Raw genomic sequence first — 25,762 nt, forward strand, 5'->3', positions numbered from 1 at the left:
TATGCGTATCGGAATTTTTACGGACACCTATTTCCCGCAAGTTTCAGGGGTAGCAACATCCATCAAAACCCTAAAGACAGAGTTAGAGAAATTAGGACATACGGTATTTATCTTTACAACAACGGATAAAAATGTCAATCGTTATGAAGATTGGCAGGTTGTCCGTATTCCAAGTGTCCCTTTTTTTGCTTTTAAAGAACGCCAAATTGCTTATGCTGGTTTTACCGATGCGGTTAAAATTGCCAAACGCTATCATTTGGATATTATCCATACTCAAACGGAATTTAGTCTTGGAATTTTAGGAAAAATGATTGCTCGAGAGCTAAAAATCCCTGTCATTCATACCTATCATACCAATTATGAGGACTATGTCCATTACCTGGCCAAGGGCAAAATCATTCGACCTGGGATGGTAAAATATATTGTTCGGTCTTACTGTACGCATCTGGATGGTGTCATCTGTCCCAGTGAGATAGTCGAAGGGATGCTGACAGACTATAAAATCAAATCTCCTAAGCGGGTGATTCCAACAGGGATAGCCTTAGAAAAATTTTGTCGTCCTGAATTGACAGCTGAGGATGTCCAGGGGATTCGAGACCAGCTGGGAATTTCTGATAATGAGACCTTCTTGCTCAGCCTTTCCCGCGTCTCCTATGAAAAAAACATTCAAGCTGTCATTCAGGCGATGCCCGCAGTGCTTGCTCAAGGCATGAAAACCAAACTAGTGGTAGCAGGCGATGGCCCGTATTTATCTGATTTAAAGGCCTTGGTGACAGAGCTTGGCCTTGAAGACACTGTTCAATTTACTGGAATGATTGCACCCAGTGAGACAGCTCTCTTTTATAAGGCGGCTGATTTCTTCGTCTCAGCTTCAACCTCTGAGACCCAAGGATTAACCTACCTAGAGGCCTTGGCGACAGGAACTCCTGTTATCGCTCACGCTAACCCCTATTTAAAAGCCCTGATATCAGACCGCATGTTTGGAACGCTTTACACTTATCCTCAAGATTTGGCAGATGCTATTGTTGATGCGATTATTGCAACGCCTGAAATGACGCCCCAAGCTTTGGAAGACAAATTATTTGAAATTTCAGCAGAGAACTTTGGTCGTCAAGTAGCATCTTTTTACCTAGACACCATTATGGATCATGAGGTTCGTAAAGCCAATGGCGAACTAGCTCCAATCCCTGTTGTTATTGCTAGAAAGGCGACAAAGACGGGTGTATTAGTGGCTCGAAAGAGCATTTATCTTCCAAAACGGATCCTAGTGAAATCAACTGTAAGATCAAGACGCTTTATCAGGGACATCCGAAAAAATCGGGAGTCCTAAAAGAAGGAGCATGCGGTGAAAAAGTATCTTCCGTTTGTTTTGATTCCATTTTTGATATACTGGACAGAGGCCATCTATTACCATTTAGCTCATTTGGGAATGCTTCGTTTTGACGAAATGCTTCATAAAGCATTAGTGGTCAATGGCCTGATTATCTATAATCCAGTAATTATTGCTCTATCTTCTCTTATTTTTGGTGTCAAGTATGGCTTCTCTTGGAAATTGCCTGTTCTTATTGGCTTGTCTTGGTTGCCCTATATTTTCTATATCCCCCTCTTTTACAATGCGGCAGGGATAGAAGTTTATTTGTTCCCCTATACTCTGATTTCACTTGTCTTTTTAGGTCTCGGTAGTCTTGTAAAAAAAGGCCTTGCCCACTTGCAAAAATAGTTGGAGATGTGCTATACTAATCCTCAGAGACATGTCAAATGGATAACAGCTGGTTTTAGAGAGTGCGCGGTTGCTGCAAGTCGCACCCAGTGATTGATTTGGTACTCCTCGGTAGGATTTTATGCAAACATAAAAGGGTGGTCACCTTAGAACCATTTCGAGGCACAGCCTATTTTTAGCCTGTGTGAATGAAGGTGGAACCACGTTGCGACGTCCTTTTTGAGGGCGTCGTTTTTGTTTTTAGATAGTATGTTGTTTCTAAATTTGAAGAAGTTACTATCAGCAAGCAATCATACTTTGAGGATAATGAAAGTCGTCAAAAGATTACGTTTCATATTGACATCAATAGATAACAAAAGGAGAACATGAAAATGATCCATATTACTTTCCCAGATGGTGCCGTTCGTGATTACGAAGCTGGCAGCACAACTTATGACATTGCCCACTCTATCAGCCCAGGTTTGGCTAAAAAAGCCTTGGCTGGTAAGTTTAATGGCAACTTGATCGACACGACACGTGCCATTGACGAAGATGGTAGCCTTGAAATCGTGACCCCAGATCACGAAGATGCCTTGGACATCTTGCGTCACTCAGCAGCTCACTTGTTTGCCCAAGCGGCCCGCCGCCATTTCCCAAATCTTCGCCTTGGGGTTGGTCCAGCCATTGAGCATGGTTTCTATTACGATACCGACAATGAGGCAGGGCAAATTTCCAATGAAGATTTGGCTAAAATCGAAGATGAGATGCGTAAAATCGTTAAGGAAAATCATCCGTCTATCCGTGAAGAAATCACCAAAGAAGAAGCCCTTGAGCTCTTTGCCGATGATCCTTACAAAGTTGAGTTGATCCAAGAGCATGCGGGGGCTGGCTTGACAGTTTACCGCCAGGGTGAGTTTGTGGACCTTTGCCGTGGCCCACACGTACCGTCAACGGGTCGTATCCAAGTTTTCCAACTGCTTAATGTAGCTGGTGCTTACTGGCGTGGAAACAGCGACAATGCCATGATGCAACGTGTTTATGGAACAGCTTGGTTTGACAAAAAAGACCTTAAGGCCTATATCCAAATGCGTGAAGAAGCCAAAGAACGTGACCACCGCAAACTCGGTAAAGAGCTGGATCTCTTCATGATTTCCCAAGAAGTTGGTCAAGGTCTGCCCTTCTGGTTGCCAAATGGCGCGACCATTCGTCGTACCTTGGAACGCTACATCACTGACAAAGAATTAGCGTCAGGCTACCAACACGTCTACACACCACCGCTTGCTTCAGTGGAACTCTACAAGACCTCAGGTCACTGGGAGCATTACCAAGAAGATATGTTCCCGACCATGGATATGGGAGACGGGGAAGAATTCGTTCTTCGTCCAATGAACTGCCCACACCATATCCAAGTCTACAAGAACCATGTGCATTCTTACCGCGAGTTGCCAATTCGTATCGCCGAGCTCGGCATGATGCACCGCTATGAAAAATCAGGTGCTCTGACAGGTCTTCAGCGTGTGCGTGAGATGACCCTTAACGATGGCCACATCTTTGTGGCTCCAGAGCAAATCCAGGAAGAATTCCAACGTGCCCTCCAGCTCATTATCGATGTCTATGCGGACTTTAACTTGACCGATTACCGTTTCCGCCTGTCATACCGTGATCCAGAAGACAAGGAAAAATACTACGACAACGATGAGATGTGGGAAAATGCCCAAGGCATGCTGAAAGCTGCCCTTGATGAAATGGGTGTAGACTACTACGAAGCAGAAGGCGAAGCAGCCTTCTACGGTCCTAAACTGGATATCCAAGTGAAGACGGCTCTTGGAAACGAAGAGACTCTCTCAACCATTCAGTTGGACTTCCTCTTGCCAGAACGCTTTGACTTGACCTATATCGGAGCAGATGGGGAAGAGCACCGTCCGGTCATGATTCACCGTGGGGTAATCTCGACCATGGAACGCTTCACCGCTATCCTGATTGAAACCTATAAAGGCGCCTTCCCAACATGGTTGGCACCACAACAAGTAACGGTTATCCCAATCTCTAACGAAGCTCATGTGGACTATGCTTGGGAAGTGGCCAAAGCCCTCAAAGATCGCGGTATTCGTGCAGAGGTTGATGAGCGCAACGAGAAGATGCAGTATAAGATCCGTGCTTCGCAAACCAGCAAGATCCCTTATCAGCTTATCGTGGGTGACAAGGAAATGGCTGACCGTGCGGTCAACGTCCGCCGCTACGGTAGCAAGGCGACCCATACTGAATCACTGGAAAACTTTATCGACGCTATCTTATCCGATATCGCTCGTAAATCCCGTCCAGCAGAAGACGCTGAATAAACACTAAAACCGAAGCCCGAGGGTTTCGGTTTTGCTTGTTTTATCCCTCTTCTTTTAGTATAATAATTTTAAAAAAGAAGATATGGTGGGCGTGATGGGACAACTGATTTTGGTATTTATACAAGTTGGGATGGCTTTGGTGTTGGGCTATGTGATTTTTCAAATCGGGCGAAATGTGTTGGACTGGAGCCGCAACAATCAGGTCAGTGAGCAATCGCTTAAAGCTACAGTAATTAGTAAACACCCCAATTTATTGCACAGTGGTGATGCTAAACGAACACTTCATAAGGTTATTTTTCAAACACCCGGCCAACAACGTCTTGAACTAAGGGTTAGAGGTGAGGACTTTGATCAATTGTTAGAGGGTGATGAAGGAGAGTTGACCTTTCAAGGGAATCGATTCCTTGCATTTAAGTAGAAGTATTTAAAAAACTAGGGAACTGTTTTTCCTAGTTTTTTCTATATATTTCTTAAAAAACGCGATAAACATAAGGGTTATCTGGTTTTTCGACTGGTGTGATACTTTCCAGTTCGACAGATGGGATGGATTGATTAAGGCTTTGGTGATAGGTGATTTCAATGGTACCTGTAGCTGAAACCCAGGTATCATTGTCAAATTCTGTAGGGCTACCAGTGACTAAGAGCCCAAAAACACCGGAGTCAGCAATACAGTGGATGACACCAAACCGGAAGAGAAAGAGGTCCCCTGGATTATCAGGGTCTTGGTAAACGAAACCTGTAAAGGTTATTTTTTTACCAACGAACCGGGTAGGATAGTCGTAAATAATTTCCATGACTTCCATGTAATTTTCTTTGGTGACTTCTATATGGTCTTGGCTAGCATAAATATCCATCGATTTCTGCATTTCCTCAGAATAGGCAGACTTGGTAAAGAAGGATGAAGTATCTGGCCTCAAATATTGAGTACTGGTGCCTTCTTGAACTTGCGTCTCAAGGTCATTGTCAGCAGAAAGAGGAAAGGTGTATCCTTTAGCTGAAACGGTGGTAGCATCAAGACTGACTGTTGGAAAAAGAAGACCAACTACTAGCGGTATTAAGAGAAGTCCATAGCTTTCTACCTTGTCTGTCCATTTGGTTAAATGGCTATGGGGTGTCATTTTTTTCATCCAAATGATTAATTGTACAATAGCAAGAATGAGAGCAATAACCATTGAAATATAGGCCAAGTAAGAATAGCGCATATTGATGTATTGGTCAAGTTTCCCAGATAGATAGAGATAGAGCGTAAGTTCAAAGTAGCCCAATAAAATAAGAAAACGAATCATTAGAGAACTCCAATCAAAAGCGTATAAAGGGTCGCAATGACACAGGAAACAGTAATAAATTGGACGATAGCCTTGCTGTTAAAATAACTCGTCATCATCAAAAGGTTTTTAACATCAATGATAGGCCCAATGATGAGGAAGGCAAGGACAGGAGCCATGCCAAAACTTGAGAGAAGGGAGGCACCGATAAAGGCATCCGCCTCGCTACAAAGCGATAGCAAGAAAGCCAGAAGCATCATGAGGAGAATTCCGGCAAGAGGCGTTGTTGAGATACTAAGCAGGATACGAGTGGGCACGTAGACTTGGACAATGCTGGCAAAAAGGCAGCCAAAGACCAGGTAGCGCCCTGTGTTAAAGAACTCATCAATAGCCTGAATTAAGGCTTGAAAGAGTTTTCGCCAGCCGGTCAAATCAGAAAAATCATGAACGTGAGCAGCTTCGCGGTCAGGCTTTAGAATGCTGTCTTGCTTGACAAAACCTAGTAAGATACCAAGCGTAAAGGCAATGAGAGCAGAACCCAGAGCCCTTAGCAAGGTCATGCGCCAGCTATTGCCAAAAGCTGTGAAGGTCGCAAAAAGAACAATTGGATTGATAACCGGGGCCGTTGCCAAGAAAGGGATGGCTGTGTAAGTGGGCACATTTTTCTCCAAGAAGCGATTGACGATTGGCACAATCCCACATTCACAGGATGGAAAGAAAAATCCGATAAAGGTTCCAAAAATAATCTGCAAGACACGGTTCTTGGGCAGGTACTTATGGACACGGTCTGGTGTGACATAGACCTCGATGACACCTGAGATCAAGGTTCCGATAAAGACAAAGGGAAGAGCTTCAATTATGATAGACATAAAGATAGCCCCAGCTTGAAGGACACTAGTGGGAAGGTTTTGAAACATGGTTAAGCGTCCTCAGTGTTCTCAGAAGATTCTTTAGCGTTGGGATCAGGAAATTCAACCTTTTCAAGGTCGTCAAATGATGCAAACTGCTCTAACAGTTTATCCCAATCATCTTGTTTTTTAAAAGTTACAGGCATGGTTATCTCCATTTCTAGACTTCATTTGTGTCTCTATTATACCTCAAAAACGTAAAAAAGGGGAATTGAGAGGAATTTCGCTCTAAATCTAAGTTTGAAGCGGATTAGCTTTCTCCATTTACTAGGAATCATGATATAATAAGGATTATGGATAAGAAATATTTACAGATGAGCGAAGCGCTCCAATTGACCCTAAAACAGATTGACACGGTTTTGAATTTGACGGCTGAAGGCAACACCATTCCCTTTATTGCTCGTTACCGTAAAGAAGCCACTGGTGACCTAGATGAGGTGGCGATTAAGGCCATTATCGATATGGATAAGAGCCTAACGGCCCTTGCGGACCGTAAGGAAACCGTGCTAGCCAAGATCGATTCTTTGGGCAAGCTGACCGAGCAATTGCGGGCAGAGATTGAGGCTGCTGAAAAGCTAGCTGACGTGGAAGAACTCTACCTTCCCTATAAGGAAAAACGCCGCACCAAGGCAACCATTGCCCGTGAGGCAGGTCTCTTAGACTTGACTAGACTAATCCTGCAAAATGTCTCTGATCTTGAGAGTCAGGCAGAAAAGTTTGTGTCAGAAGCTTTTCCAACAACCGACAAAGCCTTGGCTGGAGCGGTAGATATCTTAGCAGAAAGCTTAGCAGAAGATACTAAGCTCCGTGCTTGGACCTATAATGAAATTTGGACTAACTCTAGCTTGACCTCACAGGTCAAAGATGAGGACGCCGATGACAAACAAGTCTTCCAGCTTTATTATGATTTCTCAGAACCTGTAGCGAAACTCCAGGGCTATCGAACGCTTGCCATTAACCGCGGGGAAAATCTCGGTATTTTAAAAGTTGGTTTTAGCCACAACTTTGACAAGATGACCCGTTTTTACCAAGCTCGCTTTAAGGCCATGAATCCTTATATTGAGGCGGCCATCGTAGATGCCATTAAGAAAAAGATTGTGCCAGCTATGGAGCGTCGGGTGCGGGCGGAGTTAACAGAAAGTGCCGAAGATGGTGCCATTCAGCTCTTCTCAACCAACCTACGCAACCTCCTCTTGGTTCCACCGCTTAAGGGGAAAACGGTGCTTGGCTTTGATCCGGCCTTTCGGACGGGTGCCAAGCTCGCGGTTGTTGACGTGACAGGGAAGCTCTTGACCACGCAGGTTATTCATCCGGTTAAGCCGGCTTCTGCCCGCCAGATTGAGGAAGCTAAAAAAGAGCTTTCTCTCTTGATTGACCAATATGGCGTGGAGATTGTTGCTATCGGTAACGGGACAGCCAGCCGGGAAAGTGAAGCCTTTGTGGCAGAGATTTTACCGAATCACCCAGGGGTTTCCTATGTCATTGTCAATGAGAGTGGGGCTTCTGTCTACTCGGCATCTGAACTCGCTCGCCATGAATTTCCAGAGTTGACCGTGGAAAAACGCTCTGCTATTTCCATCGCCCGCCGTCTTCAGGATCCGCTGGCAGAACTTGTTAAAATCGATCCGAAATCGATCGGCGTTGGTCAGTACCAGCATGACGTTAGCCAGAAAAAACTTAGTGATCAATTGGACTTCGTGGTCGACACAGTGGTTAACCAAGTCGGTGTCAATGTCAACACAGCCAGTCCAGCGCTTCTAGCTCATGTGGCTGGCCTCAATAAGACCATTTCTGAAAATATTGTGGCCTACCGTGAGGAAAATGGCGAGCTTAAGAGCCGTCAGGAGTTGAAAAAAGTGCCTCGCTTGGGTGATAAAGCCTTCGAGCAGGCGGCAGGTTTCCTTCGATTGCCTAATGCCGCAAACGTTTTGGACAACACCGGGGTTCACCCGGAGTCCTATCCAGCAGTCGAGGCCCTTCTGAAACAGCTAAATATTAGTCAGCTGGATGAGGAAGCCCATGCTAAACTTCAAGCTTTGGATATTGCTAGAACAGCAGAGGATCTAGGCATTGGCCAAGCGACTTTGAAAGATATTGTGGCTGACCTCTTAAAACCAGGTCGTGATTTGCGCGACGATTTTGCAGCACCTGTCCTTCGTCAAGACGTCCTTGACATGAAGGATTTGAAAATTGGTCAAGAATTAGAAGGTGTGGTTCGTAATATTGTTGATTTCGGTGCCTTTGTGGATATCGGTGTCCACGAGGATGGTCTGATTCACATCTCTCGTATGGTTGAACGAAAACGCGATAAGAAAACAGGACGTCTCCCCCAATTACCACATCCGAGCACCCTTCTAGCGGTAGGGGACATTGTGACGGTTTGGGTAACAGAGGTAGATGTCAAACGCAGTCGTATCGGCCTTAGTCTGGTGAAACCGCGTGAACTTGACTGATTATGTGAAAAAGGTCTCTCTGGAAGACTTTGGAAAGCCCTTTAAGCATAGAGCCCATTGGAACAAACGTCTTCGGTCGACGGGCGGTCGCTTTTTTCCAAAGGATGGTCATTTAGATTTCAATCCCCAAATTTATGAAGAGCACGGTCTAGCTGTTTTTCGTCAGATTGTCCGACATGAGCTTTGCCACTACCATCTCTATTTTGAAAAGAAGGGCTACCGCCATGCAGATGCAGACTTTAAAGCTTTACTTCAGGCTGTGGATGGGTTGCGCTATGCCCCTAAGATTGCGACGCCTCAACAATACAAGGTTTATCTTTGTCAATCTTGCGGGCAAGTCTATCATCGCAAACGTCAAATTGATACGAAGAAATACCACTGTGGAAAATGTCACGGATTACTGCTATTTGACGGAATGGTAACAAGAGATTAGGGATGTTAAAAGTAGTTGACAAAAGTCCTTTTGGAGACCGTCGGTGGATATATTTTAAAATTATGGTATAATTAAAATTGCTGTTATTTTTAAGATAGAAGTGAAAGTGAATTGTTCGTATGAAGAAAATCAAGATAAATGGAAACCGTCCCTTAAGTGGTGAGATAACCATTTCAGGAGCTAAAAATTCAGTTGTTGCGCTTATTCCGGCTGCTATTTTGGCGGATGGAATTGTGACTCTAGACGGTGTTCCTAACATCTCTGATGTTGATAGTTTAATTAGTATTTTAGACATTATGGGTGTTAAGGTCACCATAGATGGCGAGACCTTAACCATTGACCCAAGTGGTCTCAAATCAATGCCTATGCCTTATGGTAAAATTAATAGTCTGCGTGCCTCTTATTATTTTTATGGCTCTTTATTGGGACGATTTGGGATAGCTACGGTTGGCTTACCTGGAGGATGTGATTTGGGGCCTCGTCCGATCGATCTCCATCTAAAGGCTTTCGAAGCCATGGGAGCTGAAATACGCTATGAAGGGGAAGCAATGACCCTTAAAGCGATTGAAGGACAATTGCACGGGGCAACCATCTATATGGATACCGTCTCTGTTGGAGCAACGATTAATACCATCTTGGCTGCTGTTAAGGCTAAAGGTAAGACTGTTATAGAGAATGCTGCTCGTGAACCAGAAATCATTGATGTAGCGACATTGCTCAACAATATGGGAGCACATATTCGTGGCGCAGGAACGGATGTCATAACGATTGAAGGTGTTGAGAAACTATCTGGTACCAGACATCAAGTCATTCCGGACCGTATCGAAGCTGGAACCTATATTGCTTTGGCGGCAGCTGTTGGGCAAGGCATTCAAATCAACAATGTTCTTTATGAACACTTGGAATCTTTTATTGCAAAATTAGAAGAAATGGGTGTTCGCATGACCATTTCTGAAGATAGTATTTATGTAGAGCCTCAGGAAAACTTAAAGGCAGTTACGATTCAGACGTCACCTTATCCAGGTTTTGCAACAGATTTGCAACAACCTCTAACTCCTTTGTTGCTCAAAACACAAGGTCAAGCGACGATTAAAGATACCATTTACGAAAAGCGTGTGGGTCATGTAGCAGAGTTGGCACGCATGTCAGCTGATATAGAGGTCAAGGGGAACCGTATTGTTTATCAGGGTGGCAATCCCTTAGAAGGAGCAGAGGTTAAGGCAACGGATCTACGGGCTGGAGCTGCTCTAGTTATCGCAGGATTGATGGCAACTGGTGAGACGGTGATCTCCAATGTTGAGTTTATTCTCCGTGGTTACTCTAATATTATTGGAAAATTAAGTGCCTTGGGTGCCAATATTCAGTTGATAGAAGAAAACTGATGGAAAGACTTTAAACGTTAGGGAAACTAAAATACCTGTCTTGTCGTTTTAAAGGTCTAACATCTGAGGAAACACACTCGGCTGAAAGGCTGGGTGTGTTTTTTAGGAGAAAAAGATGTGGGAAAAATTAGCTGAGTGGGCCCAATTTGAGACAGAACGCTTGATTTTAAGACCTTTTTGTTACCAAGATAAGGCTGACTTATATGCTATCATGTCTAACAAAGAGAACACGACCTTTCTTCACCCGCCAATCGAAAGCAAGGAGCTCTGTCAGCAATTACTAGTAGAAGGCTTCATGCGTCAGCCTTTAGGTATCTGGGCGATTGAAGAGAAAGAAACAAAGCGGATGATTGGCTCTATTCGCTTGGAAAATATTCAAGGGCGCCAAAAAAAAGCTGAAATTGGCTATTTCTTGCATCGAGACTTTTGGAGAAAAGGATATGGAGCAGAGTCCCTTGAAAGTATTGTTTTTTTATCCTTTACACAGCTGGGTCTCGGTCAACTGATCATCAAAACGCACGCTGAAAATAGAGCCAGTCAGTCCTTGGCCCAAAAACTGGGATTTCGCTTGGTGAAGGAGTATAAAGGGAGCGATCGCTATTCTCATAAGATGAGGGCCTTTAAGGATTACTGTCTTGACAATAGGACTTGGATTAATGGAAAAAGAGGAGATAAGTATGATAACAATTAAATCGGCACGAGAAATTGAAGCTATGGATAGAGCTGGTGATTTTTTGGCCAGTATCCACATCGGCCTGCGTGATCTTATCAAGCCAGGATTAGACATGTGGGAAGTAGAAGAATATGTCCGTCGCCGCTGTAAAGAGGAGAATGTCTTGCCCCTACAGATTGGAGTGGATGGGCATGTCATGGATTATCCTTATGCGACCTGTTGTGGTCTCAATGATGAGGTGGCCCACGCCTTTCCAAGGCATTATACCTTGAAAAAAGGGGATCTTCTTAAGGTTGATATGGTTCTTTCAGAACCTCTAGATAAGTCCATTCTTGATGTTGCTAAACTCGATTTTAATAACGTAGCAGTGATGAAAAAACATACCCAGTCCTATAGTGGTGGCTTGGCGGATTCTTGTTGGGCTTATGCGGTAGGGCAGGTCTCAGATGATGTCAAGCAGCTGATGGATGTTACCAAAGAATGCCTCTACCTTGGAATTGAAAAGGCTGTTGTGGGAAATCGTATCGGGGATATCGGGGCCGCCATTCAAGAACATGCCGAAAAAAACGGTTACGGGGTTGTCCGTGATTTGGTTGGTCACGGTGTTGGGCCGACCATGCACGAAGAACCTATGGTTCCCCATTATGGTAAAGCTGGCCGAGGGTTGCGCCTTAGAGAGGGGATGGTCCTCACGATTGAGCCGATGATCAATACGGGAACTTGGGAAATTGACACAGATATGGAGACAGGATGGGCTCACAAGACCCTTGATGGCGGCCTTTCCTGTCAATACGAACATCAATTCGTGATTACAAAAGATGGTCCTGTTATTTTAACCAGTCAAGGCGAAGAAGGAACTTACTAGGTATAAAGTATGAAAGCATTCGTTCAGAAAGTTGTTAACCACCCTTTTGTGCAGTATTTTATAAAACTCTATCAGGGGTCCGACATTGATTTGTCCAGTATTGCGGTAGCTTATTATTTTTTGGTGGCTGTTTTTCCAATCCTCTTTATGATGAGTTCAGCCTTACCATTTTTGCAAATCAATGTGGCAGATGTTCTAGGATTTCTAAAAACAACCCTGCCAGCAGAAGTCTTTGAAAATGTCAGCGGTATCGTAGAGAGCATTTTAACCAATCCATCCTCTGGTTGGTTGGGAATTTCTATAGCGACCGCCTTATGGACCTTTTCACAATCTATGATTATTTTGCAAAAGGCTTTCAATAAAGCATATGGTGCTGAGCAGCACAGGGATATGATTGTTGGCCGATTGGTAGGTATCTTAATTGGTCTTATCCTACAAGTGACGATCTTCTTAGTCCTGTCCGTTGGGGTGTTTGGTGAAACGATTATTAATTTCATTCACCGTTTCATTGATATTGATTTGGAATTCTTCCAGACCGTCCTGTCATGGACACAGCCGGTCATCTATGGTGGCTTTATCTTTGTCATCTTTCTTTTGTACTACATTTTACCCAATGTTCGCATTAAGAAAAAGCGATATGTCATCCCTGGAACGATTTTTGTGATCACGGTATTAACTGCAACTACTAATCTCGTGTCCTTCTATCTTAGCCAATACATGAACAAGTTTGAAAACTTTCAACTGGTTTCCTACGTTGTCTTGCTCTTGGTCATGGTTTGGTTTATCCTGATTGCACAGGTCTTAATTATTGGTGCCATCTTAAACGCCTCCTTCCAAAAATTGGATGAGCCCAATTTTACACCAAGAAGGGGTACAATCGTAGGAGTAAAGGAAAAGTGGCTTATGTTCAGACGAAAACGTGAGAATAAGGTAAGAGGTGTTAAGGGACTTCTAGTTATGGATGTGGATAGCACTCTGATTCGGGAAGAAGCTATTGATATTCTTGGAGAACTGGCAGGTGTAGGTAGTCAGGTTGCTGCGATTACAGAGCTGGCTATGCAAGGAAAACTTGATTTTGAAGAAGCTTTAGAAGAGCGTGTAGCCCTTCTAAAAGGCCTACCTGAAACAATCTTTGACCTGGTGGTCAATCAAATTACTCTGACAAAAGGGGCTAAAGAGTTGGTTGATGAATTGCATTCCAGAGGCTATAAAATTGGTCTTGTTTCAGGTGGTTTTCATGAGAATGTCGACCCAATCGCTAAAGAACTAGGAATTGATTATGTCAAAGCCAATCGTTTAGAAGTCCGTGAAGGTGTGTTAACAGGTCGGACAGAAGGAGAAATTGTCACCAAAGCCACTAAAGTAGCTATGTTAAGGGCCTGGGCGGATGAAAATGGTTTAGACTTATCTGATACAATCGCTATGGGAGATGGAGCCAACGACCTTCCAATGATTGAAACAGCAGGGATTGGCATTGCGTTTAATGCGAAACCTATTGTCAGAGCTTTAGCACCCTACCAGATTAATGATTATGACCTTTATCAAGTCATTCCGATATTAGAAGAGGTCAAGGCTAAAACTTTAGAAGATGATTAAGCTCATCTGGCGAAGGTATCAGTAGCTGTAACTTACATAAAAGATTGTTGTCTCACAAGTGACCCAGAATCATATGGAGACAACAATCTTTTTTTAAAAAAACAAGTCCGATAGTTTCTTATATGTGCCTGAGCCCATACAGCCCTGGGCTATAGCCCCGTTTAGTGTCAGCAATATTCAGAATATTAATGAATCAAAAGTAAAGCGTTTTCGTTTCTGCTTTTGGTTGACATTGAAAAAAAATAGGACTACACTAATGAAGGAAACTACATTTTTAATTCAACATATTGGAGGAAAACATCATGAACTTAGGAATTCTCGCACTTGGTATAGCAACACTTGGTGTCGGTATCGGTGTTGGTACCATGGTGAGTCGATTCTTTACAGCAGCGGCACGTCAGCCTGAGATGTACGACAAATTATTTACAACACTCTTTGTCGGGGTCGCCTTTATTGAAGGATCCTACTTTATCACTTTGGCCATGGCCTTTGTTCTTAAGTAAGTTCATCAAGTCTTATTTAAACGAGAAGGAGGTCTACAGTGGAATCCCATACTCCCCAACTAACAGTTGGTCCAATTACCTTTGATTTAACAATCTTAGCCATGACGCTATTAACGGTTTTACTGGTTTTTTTATTGGTGCTCTGGGCTAGTCGTGACATGCAACTAAAACCTAAGGGCAAGCAAAATGTCCTAGAGTGGGTTTATGATTTTGTCATTGGTGTGACTGCTCCAAATTTGGGACAGACATTGGCAAGAAAGTACTCGCTTTTTTACTTTACCTTGTTTACCTTTCTTATTGTTGCTAACAATCTAGGTTTGGTTGCCAAAATTGAAGGACATCATGAACTGAGCTACTGGATGTCACCGACAGCCAATATGTACTATGCCCTAGGCTTGTCCTTGATGATTACCCTTTTTAATAATTATCAGTCCCTCAAAATCAATGGGGTGAAGGGCTATTTCAAAGAATTTATTACCCCACCAGCTATGACCTTTTTTAATGTCTTAGAAGAATTCACCAATTTTTTGTCTTTGGGATTACGGTTATTCGGGAATATCTATGCGGGTGAAGTGGTCATTGATTTGATTATCCAAATGTCAAAAGTTAATGTTTTCACAGGACCGCTTAGTTTTGTCCTCAGTTTGTTATGGATTGCGTTTTCGGTCTTTATTTCGTGCCTCCAAGCTTACGTTTTTGTTCTCTTGGCGTCTATGTATTTAGGTAAGAAAATCAAACACCATGGTGAATAAGCTTATTGAAAGGGAATTGAAATTATGATTATTGCAGCATCTGCATTAAGCTCTATGCTAGGTCATTTTATTATTGTAACAGGCGCCTTTATTTTGCTCTTTATCTTGTTACGTCTTTTTGCTTGGTCTAAAATAACAGGTATCTTTGAAAAACGTGCCAGTCATATCTCAAGTGAAATCGATCGGGCTGAAAAGGCTAACGCTGAGGCAACAGATTTAGTCAACCAACGCCAAGAAGCGTTAGCAGAAGTTCGTAAAGTAGCGGATAGCATATTATTGGAAGCCAAGCAAACCGGTGAATCCATGAAAAAACGCATGGTTGCTGACGCTGAAAAACAGGTTGATGACATGAAAGCAAAAGCTGAACGTGATATTGAACGTAACCGCGCAGAAGCCATGGCTTCAATGCGCGATGAGGTTTCAGCCATGTCGCTCGACTTAGCCCAACAAATCCTGATGAAAGAACTGGACCCTGAGGGACAAAGTGACCTCATTGATCGCTATCTGGCAAAATTAGGAGAATAAGATGGAAACGAATAAATATGAGTTAGCCATAACATACTCCCAACGGTTGGTTCGTCAAGCGAGATCTGAAGGCAATCTGTCTGACTTATTCAAGGAGATTGAAGAGGTTTTAAGCGTTTTTGACCAACAAAACTTAGAGAAGTTTTTCGCTAACAATACCATCCCAGAAAAAGATAAGGCCAATATCCTGCATTTATTTCAGCAGGAGATTTCGCCGATTTTAGCTACATTTTTTGACCAAATTATTTTAAATTCAGAATACGACATTTTATATGCAAGTTTGGCAGAAGTGATTCATCATTCGCAAACAGCGATGGGCCAATATGACATGAGAGTAACTACTGTTGTGCCATTAACCTCGAGTCAAAAATTACAGATGATTGCTAAAGCCGAAAAACTCCTGGGCTTAAAGGTTCGACAAGTGATAGAAGAGATTAACCCAGGAATTATAGGGAGCTTTATCATTGAAGTCAACCATAAAATTATTGACGCAAGTGTTCGTCATCAGTTACAAAATGTCCAAAATCAGATGAAATAGGAAGTGGTGTCGTTTTGTCTATTAACACACAAGAAATTTCTGCTCTCATTAAGCAACAACTGGATCAATATACACCAAGTTTTAATGTCACCGAAACGGGCGTCGTGACCTATGTTGGTGATGGTATCGCAAGAGCACAGGGCCTTGATAATGCCATGAGTGGAGAATTGCTTCACTTTAGCAATGGGTCCTTTGGAATGGCTCAAAACTTAGAAACCCAAGATGTCGGGATTATCATTCTGGGTGATTTTTCGGGCATTCGTGAAGGAGATGTCGTCTCTAGAACTGGGAAAATCATGGAAGTCCCTGTTGGGGAAGGACTGATTGGCCGGGTTGTTAATCCTCTTGGTCAGCCGGTCGATGGGCTTGGTGCCATCAAATACCAAAAGACACGTCCCATTGAGGCTCCAGCTCCAGGAGTAATGGACCGTAAATCGGTTAAGGAACCTCTTCAAACAGGTATTAAGGCAATCGATGCCTTAGTGCCAATCGGTCGTGGGCAACGGGAACTCATTATTGGGGACCGTCAGACAGGAAAAACATCTATTGCCATTGATGCCATTTTGAACCAAAAAGACCAGGACATGATATGTATTTACGTGGCTATCGGTCAAAAGGAATCAACCGTTCGAACACAGGTGGAAACGCTACGGCGATATGGTGCTCTTGATTACACCATTGTCGTGACTGCTTCAGCTTCTCAACCATCTCCCTTGCTTTTCCTTGCTCCTTATGCAGGAGTTGCCATGGCGGAAGAATTTATGTATCAGGGCAAGCATGTGTTAATCGTCTACGATGATTTATCCAAACAAGCGGTCGCCTATCGGGAATTATCACTTTTACTGCGTCGCCCACCAGGTCGTGAAGCCTATCCTGGAGATGTTTTCTATCTTCATAGCCGTCTTCTTGAGCGGTCTGCTAAAGTATCTGATGACTTGGGCGGCGGTTCTATTACAGCTTTACCGTTCATCGAAACTCAGGCTGGAGACATCTCTGCCTATATCGCTACGAATGTGATTTCCATTACAGATGGACAGATTTTCCTTAAAGACAATCTCTTTCACTCAGGCATTCGACCAGCAGTCGATGCGGGCTCCTCTGTCTCTCGTGTCGGGGGTTCAGCCCAAATCAAGGCGATGAAAAAAGTAGCGGGAACCTTGCGGATTGATTTAGCCTCATACAGAGAGTTAGAAGCCTTTACACAATTTGGCTCAGATCTAGATGCTGCAACCCAAGCCAAACTTAACCGCGGACGTCGGACCATCGAGGTCTTGAAACAGCCCTTGCATGCTCCCATTCCTGTCGAAAAACAGGTCTTGATTCTCTACTGTTTAACACACGGCTTTTTAGACACGGTTCCTGTTCAGGACATTCCTGAGTTTGAACGCTCCTTGTATGACTATTTTGACCTGCGACATCAAGACCTCCTCGCCCATATTAGAGAGACCAAAGATTTGCCAGAAGAGGCGCTATTAGACGCGGCTATTCGAACCTTCAAAGAAGAAGGGTCTTATAAATAATTCAGTAAGAAAGGAGGATTAGCCATGGGGAATTCTCTCAATGAAATCAAGACGCGAATTGCATCAACAAAAAAAACCAGTCATATCACAGGAGCCATGCACATGGTGGCTGTCTCTCGTTTAGCCCGATCTGAGTCCCACGCTAAATCCTTTCAAATCTATACCCAAAAAATTCGTCAGATTACGACGGACTTGATGCAGGCAGAATTGGTTAAAGGATCGACCAATCCCATGCTCATTGAGCGGGATATCAAAAAAACAGCTTATCTTGTGATTACTTCTGATAAGGGGTTGGTTGGTTCCTATAATTCGACGATTCTAAGATCTATTATGGACATGATTGATCAGGACCATGATTCTGAAGATGAGTACGTGGTCTTATGTCTAGGTGGGATTGGAGCTGATTTCTTAAAAGCTCGTGGGATTACACCCATCTTTGAAATGCGAGGTCTGTCAGATCATCCTAGTTTTGAAGATGTCCGTCAGATTATTTCAAAGGCATTGGGAATGTATCAAAACGAGCTGTTTGATGCTCTTTATGTCTGTTATACGCACCATATTAATAGTTTGACCAGTCAGGTTCGGGTGGAACAGATGCTTCCGATCTCTCATCTGGATCCTAATGAAGCAGATGGCTATACGAAAACCTTTGATTTTGAACCTGATAGAGATGCTATTTTGGAACAACTCTTGCCCCAATATGCGGAATCGATGATCTATGGGGCGATTATAGATGCCAAGACGGCGGAGAGTGCAGCGAGTATGACAGCTATGCAGGCAGCAACTGACAATGCCATGCAAATTATATCGGACTTAACCATCCAATATAATCGTGCTCGTCAAGCAGGAATTACACAAGAGATTACCGAAATTGTTGGTGGTGCCAACGCTATTTCATAAGTTTGAAAAGAGGAAGAAAATGAGTTCAGGAAAAATTACGCAGGTCATTGGACCGGTCGTGGATGTCCGTTTTGAGCCAGACGCCAAAATCCCTGAAATTAATAATGCCCTAGTGGTTTACAAGAATGATGGCTCGAAACAAAAAGTTGTCCTAGAAGTAGCGATTGAACTAGGTGATGGCATTGTAAGAACCATTGCTATGACAGCGACAGAAGGGCTGACCAGAGGACTAGAGGTTATGGATACGGGGCGTCCTATTTCAGTTCCTGTTGGAAAAGAGACCTTGGGACGTGTTTTCAATGTCCTTGGGGATACCATTGATTTGGAACCTGAGATGGCAGAAGATGCTAAGCGTGAGCCAATCCATAAAAAAGCACCGACCTTTGACCAATTATCAACGTCAACTGAAATTTTAGAAACAGGTATTAAGGTCATTGACCTCTTAGCTCCGTACCTTAAAGGGGGGAAAGTTGGTCTCTTCGGAGGAGCTGGAGTTGGAAAAACGGTTCTTATCCAAGAATTGATTCATAACATTGCCCAAGAACACGGTGGGATCTCAGTCTTTACGGGTGTTGGTGAGCGGACTCGTGAAGGAAATGACCTTTATTGGGAAATGAAAGAGTCAGGCGTTATTGAAAAAACCGCCATGGTCTTTGGACAGATGAATGAACCGCCAGGAGCACGTATGCGTGTTGCCTTAACAGGACTGACCTTGGCAGAATATTTCCGTGATGTCGAAGGACAGGATGTCCTTCTCTTTATTGACAATATTTTCCGTTTCACACAAGCAGGGTCTGAAGTATCTGCCCTCATGGGACGTATGCCTTCGGCTGTTGGCTATCAACCAACCTTAGCAACAGAAATGGGGCAATTGCAAGAGCGGATTACCTCGACCAACAAGGGCTCTGTAACATCCATTCAGGCTATCTATGTCCCTGCTGATGACTACACAGATCCGGCTCCAGCAACAGCCTTTGCCCACTTGGATTCAACGACCAATTTGGAACGTAAGCTGACTCAGTTAGGGATTTACCCTGCGGTTGATCCTCTAGCGTCCAGCTCACGTGCCCTTGCTCCTGAAGTTGTCGGTGAAGAGCATTATGAGGTAGCAACAGAGGTTCAGCATATCTTGCAGCGCTACCATGAGCTTCAAGACATCATTGCCATTCTAGGGATGGATGAACTCTCCGAAGAAGAAAAAACCTTGGTTGCTCGAGCACGTCGGGTTCAATTCTTCCTTTCTCAAAACTTCAATGTCGCTGAGCAGTTTACAGGTATTCCAGGGTCTTATGTTCCTGTCAAGGAAACCGTTCGGGGCTTTAAGGAGATCCTTGAAGGGAAACATGACGGTTTGCCAGAAGATGCTTTCCGTAATGTTGGAACGATAGATGATGCCATCAAAAAAGCCAGACAAATGCAACTTTAAGAGGTGATTTATGAAGCAGATGACTGTCCAAATTGTAACGCCTGATGGGATTAAATATGATCACCATGCAGCCTATGTTCAATGCAAGACAACTGTCGGTGAGATGGGAATATGCCCAGGTCATTCCAATCTTATTGCTCCATTGGATATCGCAGAAATTAAGGTCCGTCGCATTGATGATGTCAATCATGTGGATTGGATTGCGGTCAATGGTGGAGTCATGGAAATCTCAAATGATATCATTACTATTGTTTCAGATGCTGCAGAACGGGATAGAGATATTGATGTCAGTCGAGCAGAGCGTGCTAAAATACTGGCTGAACAAGAACTTCAAGAAGCAGAGGAAACGCATTCTATTGACCAGGCTAGGCGCGCTCGAGTAGCCATGCAACGGGCGATCAACCGTATCCATGTCAGCAAGCACTAATAGAAATAATTAAAAAGGAAAGTAGGACGAGTGTCCTGCTTCTTTTTTGGCTCTGTTAAATGTGGAGAATAGTAACGTTGCCAGTCAGTAATAAGCATTAGAGTAGAAACTGATGGGATACAGTGGAAAGTTATCACATCAAAACAACAACAGTTAATGGGATTGTCGACGGGATTAACAATCGTAACCGTTTTGTGACCTCATCCAGTTCCTTTTTTAGAAAAAATGAAAGAGTCCTCTAAAAAAATGATATACTATGGGTAAGGATTATATCATAAGTCTAGAATGAGTTTGGGACTCATCTACAATGTGTCCTAAACAGAGGACTTGTATCACTATTATGTGTGAAAGGAAGAGGTGTTTCAATGCCAGCTCAGAAAAGAAAAAGATTTGTTTTAATAGTCGTTGCTATTATTGCCATCCTTAGTGCTGCTATTGGTATCCTAGCGCAATCCAGCAGGAGGCAAGCGATAGGTGCCTATGGGATCACACAGTATAAGGGGCATTTGACTATTCATGAGGACAATAGCGCCATTTTTAGACAAATTCTGTCTTACCAGTACAATGATTCCTTCAATGGTCAGTATGTGAGCCTTGGTACAGCAGGGAATATGCCTCAAGGATTTAAAATTCAGTCAGATGACATTCAGTACAGGGTTTATCGCAATGATATTCTAGTTAGCTCCAGCCATCCAGGAGAATTAAGCCATTCGGGTAGGGTTGAGACTGAAAATATGGGGGATGGATACCGACTAAAAATATATAATCCCGTAGCAGAGGGGGACAAAGTCCGGATTGAAGTGGACTGGCCTCTTCAAAACATCCTTTTTCCTTATCAGGATATTGCCGAGCTCAATTGGGTTCCAATTAGTGACTGGGATGTTGCCCTGTATAATGTTGACATTCAAGTCACAGCACCAGAGTATCAAGAGAGCCAACTTGCGGTTCACACAGGCTATCTTAGAGAAGCCGCTAAGATTGATAAAAAAGGATCTGATTATGTCCTCAAACTGGATTATTTAGAGCGAGGCAAAAATCTAGAATTGCATGGCTATTGGAACAGTGATATTTTATCTGCTGTTTCCAAAGACCAAATATTACCTCAAAACCAACTGTCTCATTATCAAGCAACCGAAGCTAATATCCAGAAATATTCCCAATGGGTAGAACGGATAACCTATTTTATCTTCCCTCTAGTATCAGGCGTTGTTATCCTTTTTGATGGTCTACGCTGGTATTACTTTAAAGGGCATATTGATTTGCGGACCAAGATGCTAAAAAATGGAAGGCTATACGAAAGCCCAAGTGATTTGAATCCCATGCAAGTAGCTAGAAGCATTTACAATATCGATTTTGATAAGATAAACCCTGCTAAAGGGGGTACGACTCTCATTGATTTTGACCATGTTGCTCAGGCGACTATTCTGGATCTGATTGATAGGGGAAATCTAGCCATTGAAGAAAAATCTAAGCAACCTGTGCTGACTCAGCTAACCGATAAAGGACTTACTGAGTCAGAAGCTATCTTTCTTGATATGGCCTTTGCTGGTCACATGACTTTAGAGATGGATCAGTTGTTTTCTGATTTTTCAGCTGAGAATCATGTGCTGAAGGCAAGAACTAAAAGTCAACAAACGGCTATTCGTCGAAGTGGTGAGAGCCTTATACAGCGATATAACAAAGCATTTAAAGAGTTGAGACAGGCGGTTGAAGACGACCATAGCCAGCTAAGACTACCAGCCTATTATCGCGACTTAGACCAATCAGAGAAAAGAAAATGGAAAAGTATAGGTTTAGCTTCTCTTCTTGTTGCAGTTACAGGTTTGCTCTTTTATCTCTATTTGCTCCTTCAATTTTCAACGCAAAGCTGGACTTTATTGCTTGTTTTGGTGGTGCTTCTTGGCAGTATTGTCTTCATTTATGCCAGCAAGAGTGACTTGGCTCGTCATGGCATTTTAACAGAGGAAGGATTAGAGCAGTATCATCTTTGGGAATCCTTTAAAAATATGCTTCGTGATATTGGAAAATTCGATAAAACAGAAGTCGAAGCGGTTGTTTTATGGAATAGGATTTTAGTCTATGCGACCCTTTTTGGATACGCTAAGGAAGTCAGCCGTGTTCTAAAAATGCACGACATTCAACTGGAAAATCCGTCGCTTAATGCCTATGTTTACCGTGGGTATTCCCCATTTTTGAGTTCCCGAACAGGTTCCTTTAACCAGGATATCAAGACTGCAAAAGAAGCCAGCAACTTTAGTGTTTCATCTGGTAGTAGCGGTGGTGGCTTTTCATCAGGTGGTTTCTCTGGCGGAGGCGGCGGAGGTGGCGGAGGCTCCTTCTAAGGAGAATCTAACATCCCTAAAAATAATTTTGCCAAAACTATTGACAAAGGGAAAAATCTTGCCTATAATAACGATATCAGAAAAGTAATTTAAAGGTGTTTTCAGGGAGCTTGTGGGTATTGTGAACAAGTAGCATCTCTTTATGAAAATTGGGCTGATATCACTAATGAATTCTAATACATAGGAATTCGGGGGGCACCCCTTACCGTGCAGCTTGTTGGTTGACAAGTACGAGATGATGGATTATTCTAGACATTTCCATCAATTGAGGTGGCACCGCGATTCCTATCGCCCTCACTTTCCCAAGGGAGAGTGAGGGCTTTTTCTTTTCCTAAAGAAAAGTATTGAAACTTAGAATAAAAAGGAGACTTTACATGAAAAGTAAAAAATTAGTAGCAGTTTTAGCTGCTTTAGCGGTATTGGTTATTGGTTATCTAGGTATAACAGGACTAACTGGACAAGACGGTGAGCAAACTGCATCAGAAAAGTCTGAAACAGTGTCCATCGGTGTTTTGCAATTTGTAACCCATGAATCTTTGGATGAGATTTATCAAGGGATTGAAGCTGGGCTTGCTGAAGGTGGCTATGACAAAGATAGTAATTTAACAATTAATTTTATGAATGCTGAGGCAGATCAGAATCAGATTCAAAAAATGAGTGAAAAATTAGTTGCCGATAAAAACGCAGCATTGATCGGGATTGCGACCCCAGCGGCTCAAGGTCTTGCCAATGCAACGAAAGACATTCCAGTCATCATGGGAGCTGTGACAGATCCTGTTGGCGCCAACTTGGTATCAGACTTGAAGAACCCTGGTGGCAATATCACAGGGGTTTCAGATGCGACACCTGTTGCAGATACGGTTGAGTTGATCCAAGAGATTTCTCCTGATGTGAAAACAATCGGTGCCCTCTACTCAAGCAGTGAAGATAACTCTCTTTCACAGGTTGAAGCCTTTACGGAAGCAGCCGAGAAAGCAGGTTATACAGTAGTACCTTATGCAGTACCATCAACCAATGAAATTGCAGCAACTGTTAATGCCATGTTACCTAAAGTAGATGCTGTATGGACTCCAACTGATAACACGATAGCGTCAGCTTTTCCAACCGTTGTCTCTGCCGCAAAAGAAGCGAAAAAACCTGTTTACACCAGTGTTGAGGCCATGGTGGAACAAGGTGGTATTGCTTCAGTGACTCTTAGCCAATACGATCTGGGGGTGGCTACTGGTAAAATGGCTGCAGCCATCTTAGACGGCGCAGATCCAGCTACGACTCCAGTTGAAATTTTCAGCGAAGGAACCATTGTTGTCAATAAAAAAGTTGCTGAAGAACTCGGTTTGACCATTCCAGATAGCTTGTTGGAAAAGGCAGCAACAGTGATTGACTAATTTACAGTTAGTGATAGACATATAGAAAGTAAACACATGATTTCAACTATTTCTCAGGGACTCCTCTGGACCGTACTAGGTCTTGGAATCTTTATGACCTTTCGGATTTTAAATTTCCCAGACATGACGACTGAAGGCTCCTTTCCTTTGGGAGGAGCAGTGGCAGTCACGTTAATTACCAAGGGGATTAATCCTTTTGCAGCGACCCTTGTGGCTATTTTAGCTGGGTGCTTAGCAGGTTTCGTGTCAGGACTTCTCTATACCAAGGGGAAAATCCCTACCCTCCTATCCGGTATTCTGGTCATGACATCTTGTCATTCTGTGATTCTCATGGTCATGAAGCGGGCTAATCTGGGGCTTCTGAATCAAACGGTTGCCCAAGATTATTTGCCATTTTCTAACGAGATAAACCAATTGGTGTTAGGTCTTATCGTAGTCGCCTTGGTCATTGGTTTAATGATTGCTTTCTTGGATACGCGGTTGGGACAGGCTTATATCGCTACTGGTGATAACAGAGATATGGCACGCTCCTTTGGCATCAATACGGATAAGATGGAACTGATGGGATTGGTTCTCTCCAATGGTATCGTCGCCTTGGCAGGAGCTCTTATTGCTCAACAGGAAGGCTATGCAGATGTCTCTCGAGGAATTGGGGTTATCGTTATCGGTCTGGCTAGTTTGATTATAGGTGAAGTCATGTTTTCAAATTTGACCATGTTAGAGCGTTTAATAACCATTGCTATCGGTGCCATTGCTTATCAATTCTTGATATTGGCAGTCATTAGTCTAGGCTTTAATACCAGCTATTTGCGCATCTATTCAGCTATGATTTTAGCGGTTTGCTTGATGGTTCCAGAGCTAAAAGCTAAATTCTTTAAGGGAGTGAAGGTGAGCAGATGACAGCAGTAGTAGAACTGATCGATGCCACCAAGGTGGTTAATAATGGCTTTAATGAAGAAAAAGTTATTCTAAATCATGTTAATTTGACCATTTATGAACGAGACTTTATAACGATTCTTGGGGGAAATGGTGCAGGCAAATCAACTCTTTTTAACACCATTGCAGGAACCTTGCCGCTCAGCAGTGGGCAAGTCCGTATTCTCGGAGAAAATGTGACCCATTGGCCGGCTGAAAAGCGAGCCAAGTACTTAGCTCGCGTCTTTCAAGACCCTAAGATGGGAACAGCTCCTCGGATGACAGTGGGAGAGAACCTCCTTATTGCCAAATACCGAGGGGAAAAGCGAGGCCTCATTTCTCGGAAATTAGCCAGCCATAGTGACCATTTTCTAGACTTGCTAGCTAAAACTGGAAACGGTTTGGAAAAACATTTGGAGACACCGACAGGACTCCTCTCAGGTGGTCAACGTCAAGCGCTAAGTCTCTTAATGACGACACTCAAACAACCAGAATTGCTTCTTCTAGATGAACACACAGCAGCCCTTGATCCTAAAACGAGCCAGTCGCTAATGGCTCTAACAGACCAATTTGTCAAAGAAGAACAATTAACAGCCCTGATGATCACCCACCGCATGGAGGACGCTCTCCAGTATGGGAATCGACTTATCGTGATGAAGGATGGGCAAATTGTCAAGGATTTGAATACAGCCCAAAAAGCGACCATGTCGCTAGCAGATTACTACCAGTTTTTTGAGTAGACAAATTTCAGCCTCCAGCTAGTTTGAGGTGCTAACCATATAATGGCTTTAGAAAAAAGAATTTTAAAGGGAGATGCTTAGAAAGTGTCTCTCTTATTCTTTCCGCATCACTGTGGAAAAAGTCTCTATTTTGATACCGTTTTCAGTGGCGTATACTAGAGGTAATAAATACTAGG

At 43.2% G+C, this 25,762-nt stretch carries 25 protein-coding genes and 1 pseudogene; 23 read left to right on the forward strand and 3 right to left on the reverse strand.

Going from position 1 to position 25,762, the window contains the following annotated elements; translation table 11 throughout:
• Position 1: 1 nt before the first annotated feature.
• From ACVRYP_RS04500 to ACVRYP_RS04515, 4 genes are all read left to right on the forward strand, one after another.
• Positions 2 to 1,330, forward strand: a complete 1,329-nt coding sequence (locus tag ACVRYP_RS04500) for a glycosyltransferase family 4 protein (protein ID WP_447467562.1) — start codon at positions 2 to 4, stop codon at positions 1,328 to 1,330.
• Between the two features lie 15 nt (positions 1,331 to 1,345).
• Positions 1,346 to 1,720, forward strand: coding sequence for a hypothetical protein (locus ACVRYP_RS04505; RefSeq protein WP_447467563.1), 375 nt, complete (start codon positions 1,346 to 1,348; stop codon positions 1,718 to 1,720).
• Positions 1,721 to 2,091: 371 nt separating this feature from the next.
• A complete protein-coding gene (thrS, locus tag ACVRYP_RS04510) occupies positions 2,092 to 4,038 on the forward strand; it encodes a threonine--tRNA ligase (RefSeq protein WP_447467564.1) in 1,947 nt (648 codons plus the stop codon).
• A gap of 94 nt (positions 4,039 to 4,132) precedes the next feature.
• Entirely contained in the window at positions 4,133 to 4,456 is a 324-nt protein-coding gene (locus ACVRYP_RS04515; RefSeq protein WP_447467565.1) for a DUF2500 domain-containing protein, read from the forward strand.
• 52 nt (positions 4,457 to 4,508) lie between these two features.
• Here the strand turns inward: ACVRYP_RS04515 and ACVRYP_RS04520 are convergent, their stop codons facing one another.
• From ACVRYP_RS04520 to ACVRYP_RS04530, 3 genes are read right to left on the reverse strand one after another with little or no spacing between them, the layout of a single operon-like run.
• Positions 4,509 to 5,324, reverse strand: a complete 816-nt coding sequence (locus tag ACVRYP_RS04520) for a TIGR03943 family putative permease subunit (RefSeq protein ID WP_447467566.1) — start codon at positions 5,322 to 5,324, stop codon at positions 4,509 to 4,511.
• Positions 5,324 to 6,220, reverse strand: coding sequence for a permease (locus tag ACVRYP_RS04525; RefSeq protein ID WP_447467567.1), 897 nt, complete (start codon positions 6,218 to 6,220; stop codon positions 5,324 to 5,326). The genes ACVRYP_RS04520 and ACVRYP_RS04525 overlap by 1 nt, the downstream gene beginning before the upstream one ends.
• 2 nt (positions 6,221 to 6,222) lie before the next feature.
• A complete protein-coding gene (locus ACVRYP_RS04530) occupies positions 6,223 to 6,357 on the reverse strand; it encodes an SPJ_0845 family protein (RefSeq protein ID WP_447467568.1) in 135 nt (44 codons plus the stop codon).
• Between the two features lie 147 nt (positions 6,358 to 6,504).
• Here ACVRYP_RS04530 and ACVRYP_RS04535 point away from each other — a divergent pair, with 147 nt between their 5' ends.
• The 19 genes and pseudogenes from ACVRYP_RS04535 to ACVRYP_RS04625 all read left to right on the forward strand — a co-directional run bounded on the left by ACVRYP_RS04535 (position 6,505) and on the right by ACVRYP_RS04625 (position 25,586).
• Positions 6,505 to 8,664 carry a Tex family protein gene (locus ACVRYP_RS04535; RefSeq protein WP_447467569.1) on the forward strand — a complete coding sequence of 720 codons (2,160 nt, stop codon included), beginning with the start codon at positions 6,505 to 6,507 and terminating at the stop codon, positions 8,662 to 8,664.
• The gene (locus ACVRYP_RS04540) at positions 8,651 to 9,097 is read left to right on the forward strand and encodes a SprT family protein (protein WP_447467570.1); all 447 of its coding nucleotides are present in this window, start codon (positions 8,651 to 8,653) and stop codon (positions 9,095 to 9,097) included. The genes ACVRYP_RS04535 and ACVRYP_RS04540 overlap by 14 nt, the downstream gene beginning before the upstream one ends.
• 119 nt (positions 9,098 to 9,216) lie before the next feature.
• Positions 9,217 to 10,479: a UDP-N-acetylglucosamine 1-carboxyvinyltransferase gene (murA, locus tag ACVRYP_RS04545; RefSeq protein ID WP_447467571.1), complete on the forward strand. Its 1,263-nt coding sequence runs from the start codon at positions 9,217 to 9,219 to the stop codon at positions 10,477 to 10,479.
• Positions 10,480 to 10,594: 115 nt separating this feature from the next.
• A complete protein-coding gene (locus ACVRYP_RS04550) occupies positions 10,595 to 11,170 on the forward strand; it encodes a GNAT family N-acetyltransferase (RefSeq protein ID WP_447467572.1) in 576 nt (191 codons plus the stop codon).
• The gene (locus ACVRYP_RS04555; protein ID WP_447467573.1) at positions 11,157 to 12,017 is read left to right on the forward strand and encodes a methionyl aminopeptidase; all 861 of its coding nucleotides are present in this window, start codon (positions 11,157 to 11,159) and stop codon (positions 12,015 to 12,017) included. Before ACVRYP_RS04550 ends, ACVRYP_RS04555 begins: the two co-directional genes overlap by 14 nt.
• A 9-nt stretch (positions 12,018 to 12,026) precedes the next feature.
• Positions 12,027 to 12,845, forward strand: a pseudogene (locus tag ACVRYP_RS04560) (YihY/virulence factor BrkB family protein); the annotation flags it as partial.
• 75 nt (positions 12,846 to 12,920) lie between these two features.
• A complete protein-coding gene (serB, locus tag ACVRYP_RS04565) occupies positions 12,921 to 13,613 on the forward strand; it encodes a phosphoserine phosphatase SerB (protein ID WP_447467608.1) in 693 nt (230 codons plus the stop codon).
• A 302-nt stretch (positions 13,614 to 13,915) separates the two neighbouring features.
• Positions 13,916 to 14,116, forward strand: a complete 201-nt coding sequence (gene atpE / locus ACVRYP_RS04570; RefSeq protein ID WP_307121120.1) for an ATP synthase F0 subunit C — start codon at positions 13,916 to 13,918, stop codon at positions 14,114 to 14,116.
• Positions 14,117 to 14,154: 38 nt separating this feature from the next.
• Entirely contained in the window at positions 14,155 to 14,868 is a 714-nt protein-coding gene (gene atpB, locus ACVRYP_RS04575) for a F0F1 ATP synthase subunit A (RefSeq protein ID WP_447467574.1), read from the forward strand.
• Between the two features lie 24 nt (positions 14,869 to 14,892).
• Positions 14,893 to 15,393 (forward strand): F0F1 ATP synthase subunit B, encoded by a 501-nt coding sequence (atpF, locus tag ACVRYP_RS04580; RefSeq protein ID WP_447467575.1) that lies wholly within the window; start codon positions 14,893 to 14,895, stop codon positions 15,391 to 15,393.
• Between the two features lies 1 nt (position 15,394).
• Complete coding sequence (locus ACVRYP_RS04585) at positions 15,395 to 15,931, forward strand: F0F1 ATP synthase subunit delta (protein ID WP_447467576.1); 537 nt, start codon at positions 15,395 to 15,397, stop codon at positions 15,929 to 15,931.
• Positions 15,932 to 15,945: 14 nt separating this feature from the next.
• The gene (gene atpA / locus ACVRYP_RS04590; RefSeq protein ID WP_447467577.1) at positions 15,946 to 17,451 is read left to right on the forward strand and encodes a F0F1 ATP synthase subunit alpha; all 1,506 of its coding nucleotides are present in this window, start codon (positions 15,946 to 15,948) and stop codon (positions 17,449 to 17,451) included.
• A 24-nt stretch (positions 17,452 to 17,475) separates the two neighbouring features.
• Positions 17,476 to 18,351 carry a F0F1 ATP synthase subunit gamma gene (locus ACVRYP_RS04595; RefSeq protein ID WP_447467578.1) on the forward strand — a complete coding sequence of 292 codons (876 nt, stop codon included), beginning with the start codon at positions 17,476 to 17,478 and terminating at the stop codon, positions 18,349 to 18,351.
• Positions 18,352 to 18,370: 19 nt separating this feature from the next.
• Positions 18,371 to 19,777, forward strand: coding sequence for a F0F1 ATP synthase subunit beta (atpD, locus tag ACVRYP_RS04600; protein WP_447467579.1), 1,407 nt, complete (start codon positions 18,371 to 18,373; stop codon positions 19,775 to 19,777).
• A 10-nt stretch (positions 19,778 to 19,787) separates the two neighbouring features.
• Positions 19,788 to 20,204, forward strand: coding sequence for a F0F1 ATP synthase subunit epsilon (locus ACVRYP_RS04605; protein ID WP_447467580.1), 417 nt, complete (start codon positions 19,788 to 19,790; stop codon positions 20,202 to 20,204).
• Positions 20,205 to 20,569: 365 nt separating this feature from the next.
• Positions 20,570 to 22,546 carry a DUF2207 family protein gene (locus ACVRYP_RS04610; protein WP_447467581.1) on the forward strand — a complete coding sequence of 659 codons (1,977 nt, stop codon included), beginning with the start codon at positions 20,570 to 20,572 and terminating at the stop codon, positions 22,544 to 22,546.
• A gap of 374 nt (positions 22,547 to 22,920) precedes the next feature.
• Positions 22,921 to 23,931: a tryptophan ABC transporter substrate-binding protein gene (gene trpX, locus ACVRYP_RS04615; protein WP_447467582.1), complete on the forward strand. Its 1,011-nt coding sequence runs from the start codon at positions 22,921 to 22,923 to the stop codon at positions 23,929 to 23,931.
• Positions 23,932 to 23,967: 36 nt separating this feature from the next.
• Positions 23,968 to 24,831, forward strand: a complete 864-nt coding sequence (locus tag ACVRYP_RS04620) for an ABC transporter permease (protein ID WP_447467583.1) — start codon at positions 23,968 to 23,970, stop codon at positions 24,829 to 24,831.
• Positions 24,828 to 25,586, forward strand: coding sequence for an ABC transporter ATP-binding protein (locus ACVRYP_RS04625; RefSeq protein WP_447467584.1), 759 nt, complete (start codon positions 24,828 to 24,830; stop codon positions 25,584 to 25,586). Before ACVRYP_RS04620 ends, ACVRYP_RS04625 begins: the two co-directional genes overlap by 4 nt.
• The last annotated feature ends 176 nt before the right edge of the window (positions 25,587 to 25,762 follow it).

It is taken from the genome of Streptococcus rifensis, assembly GCF_053203525.1.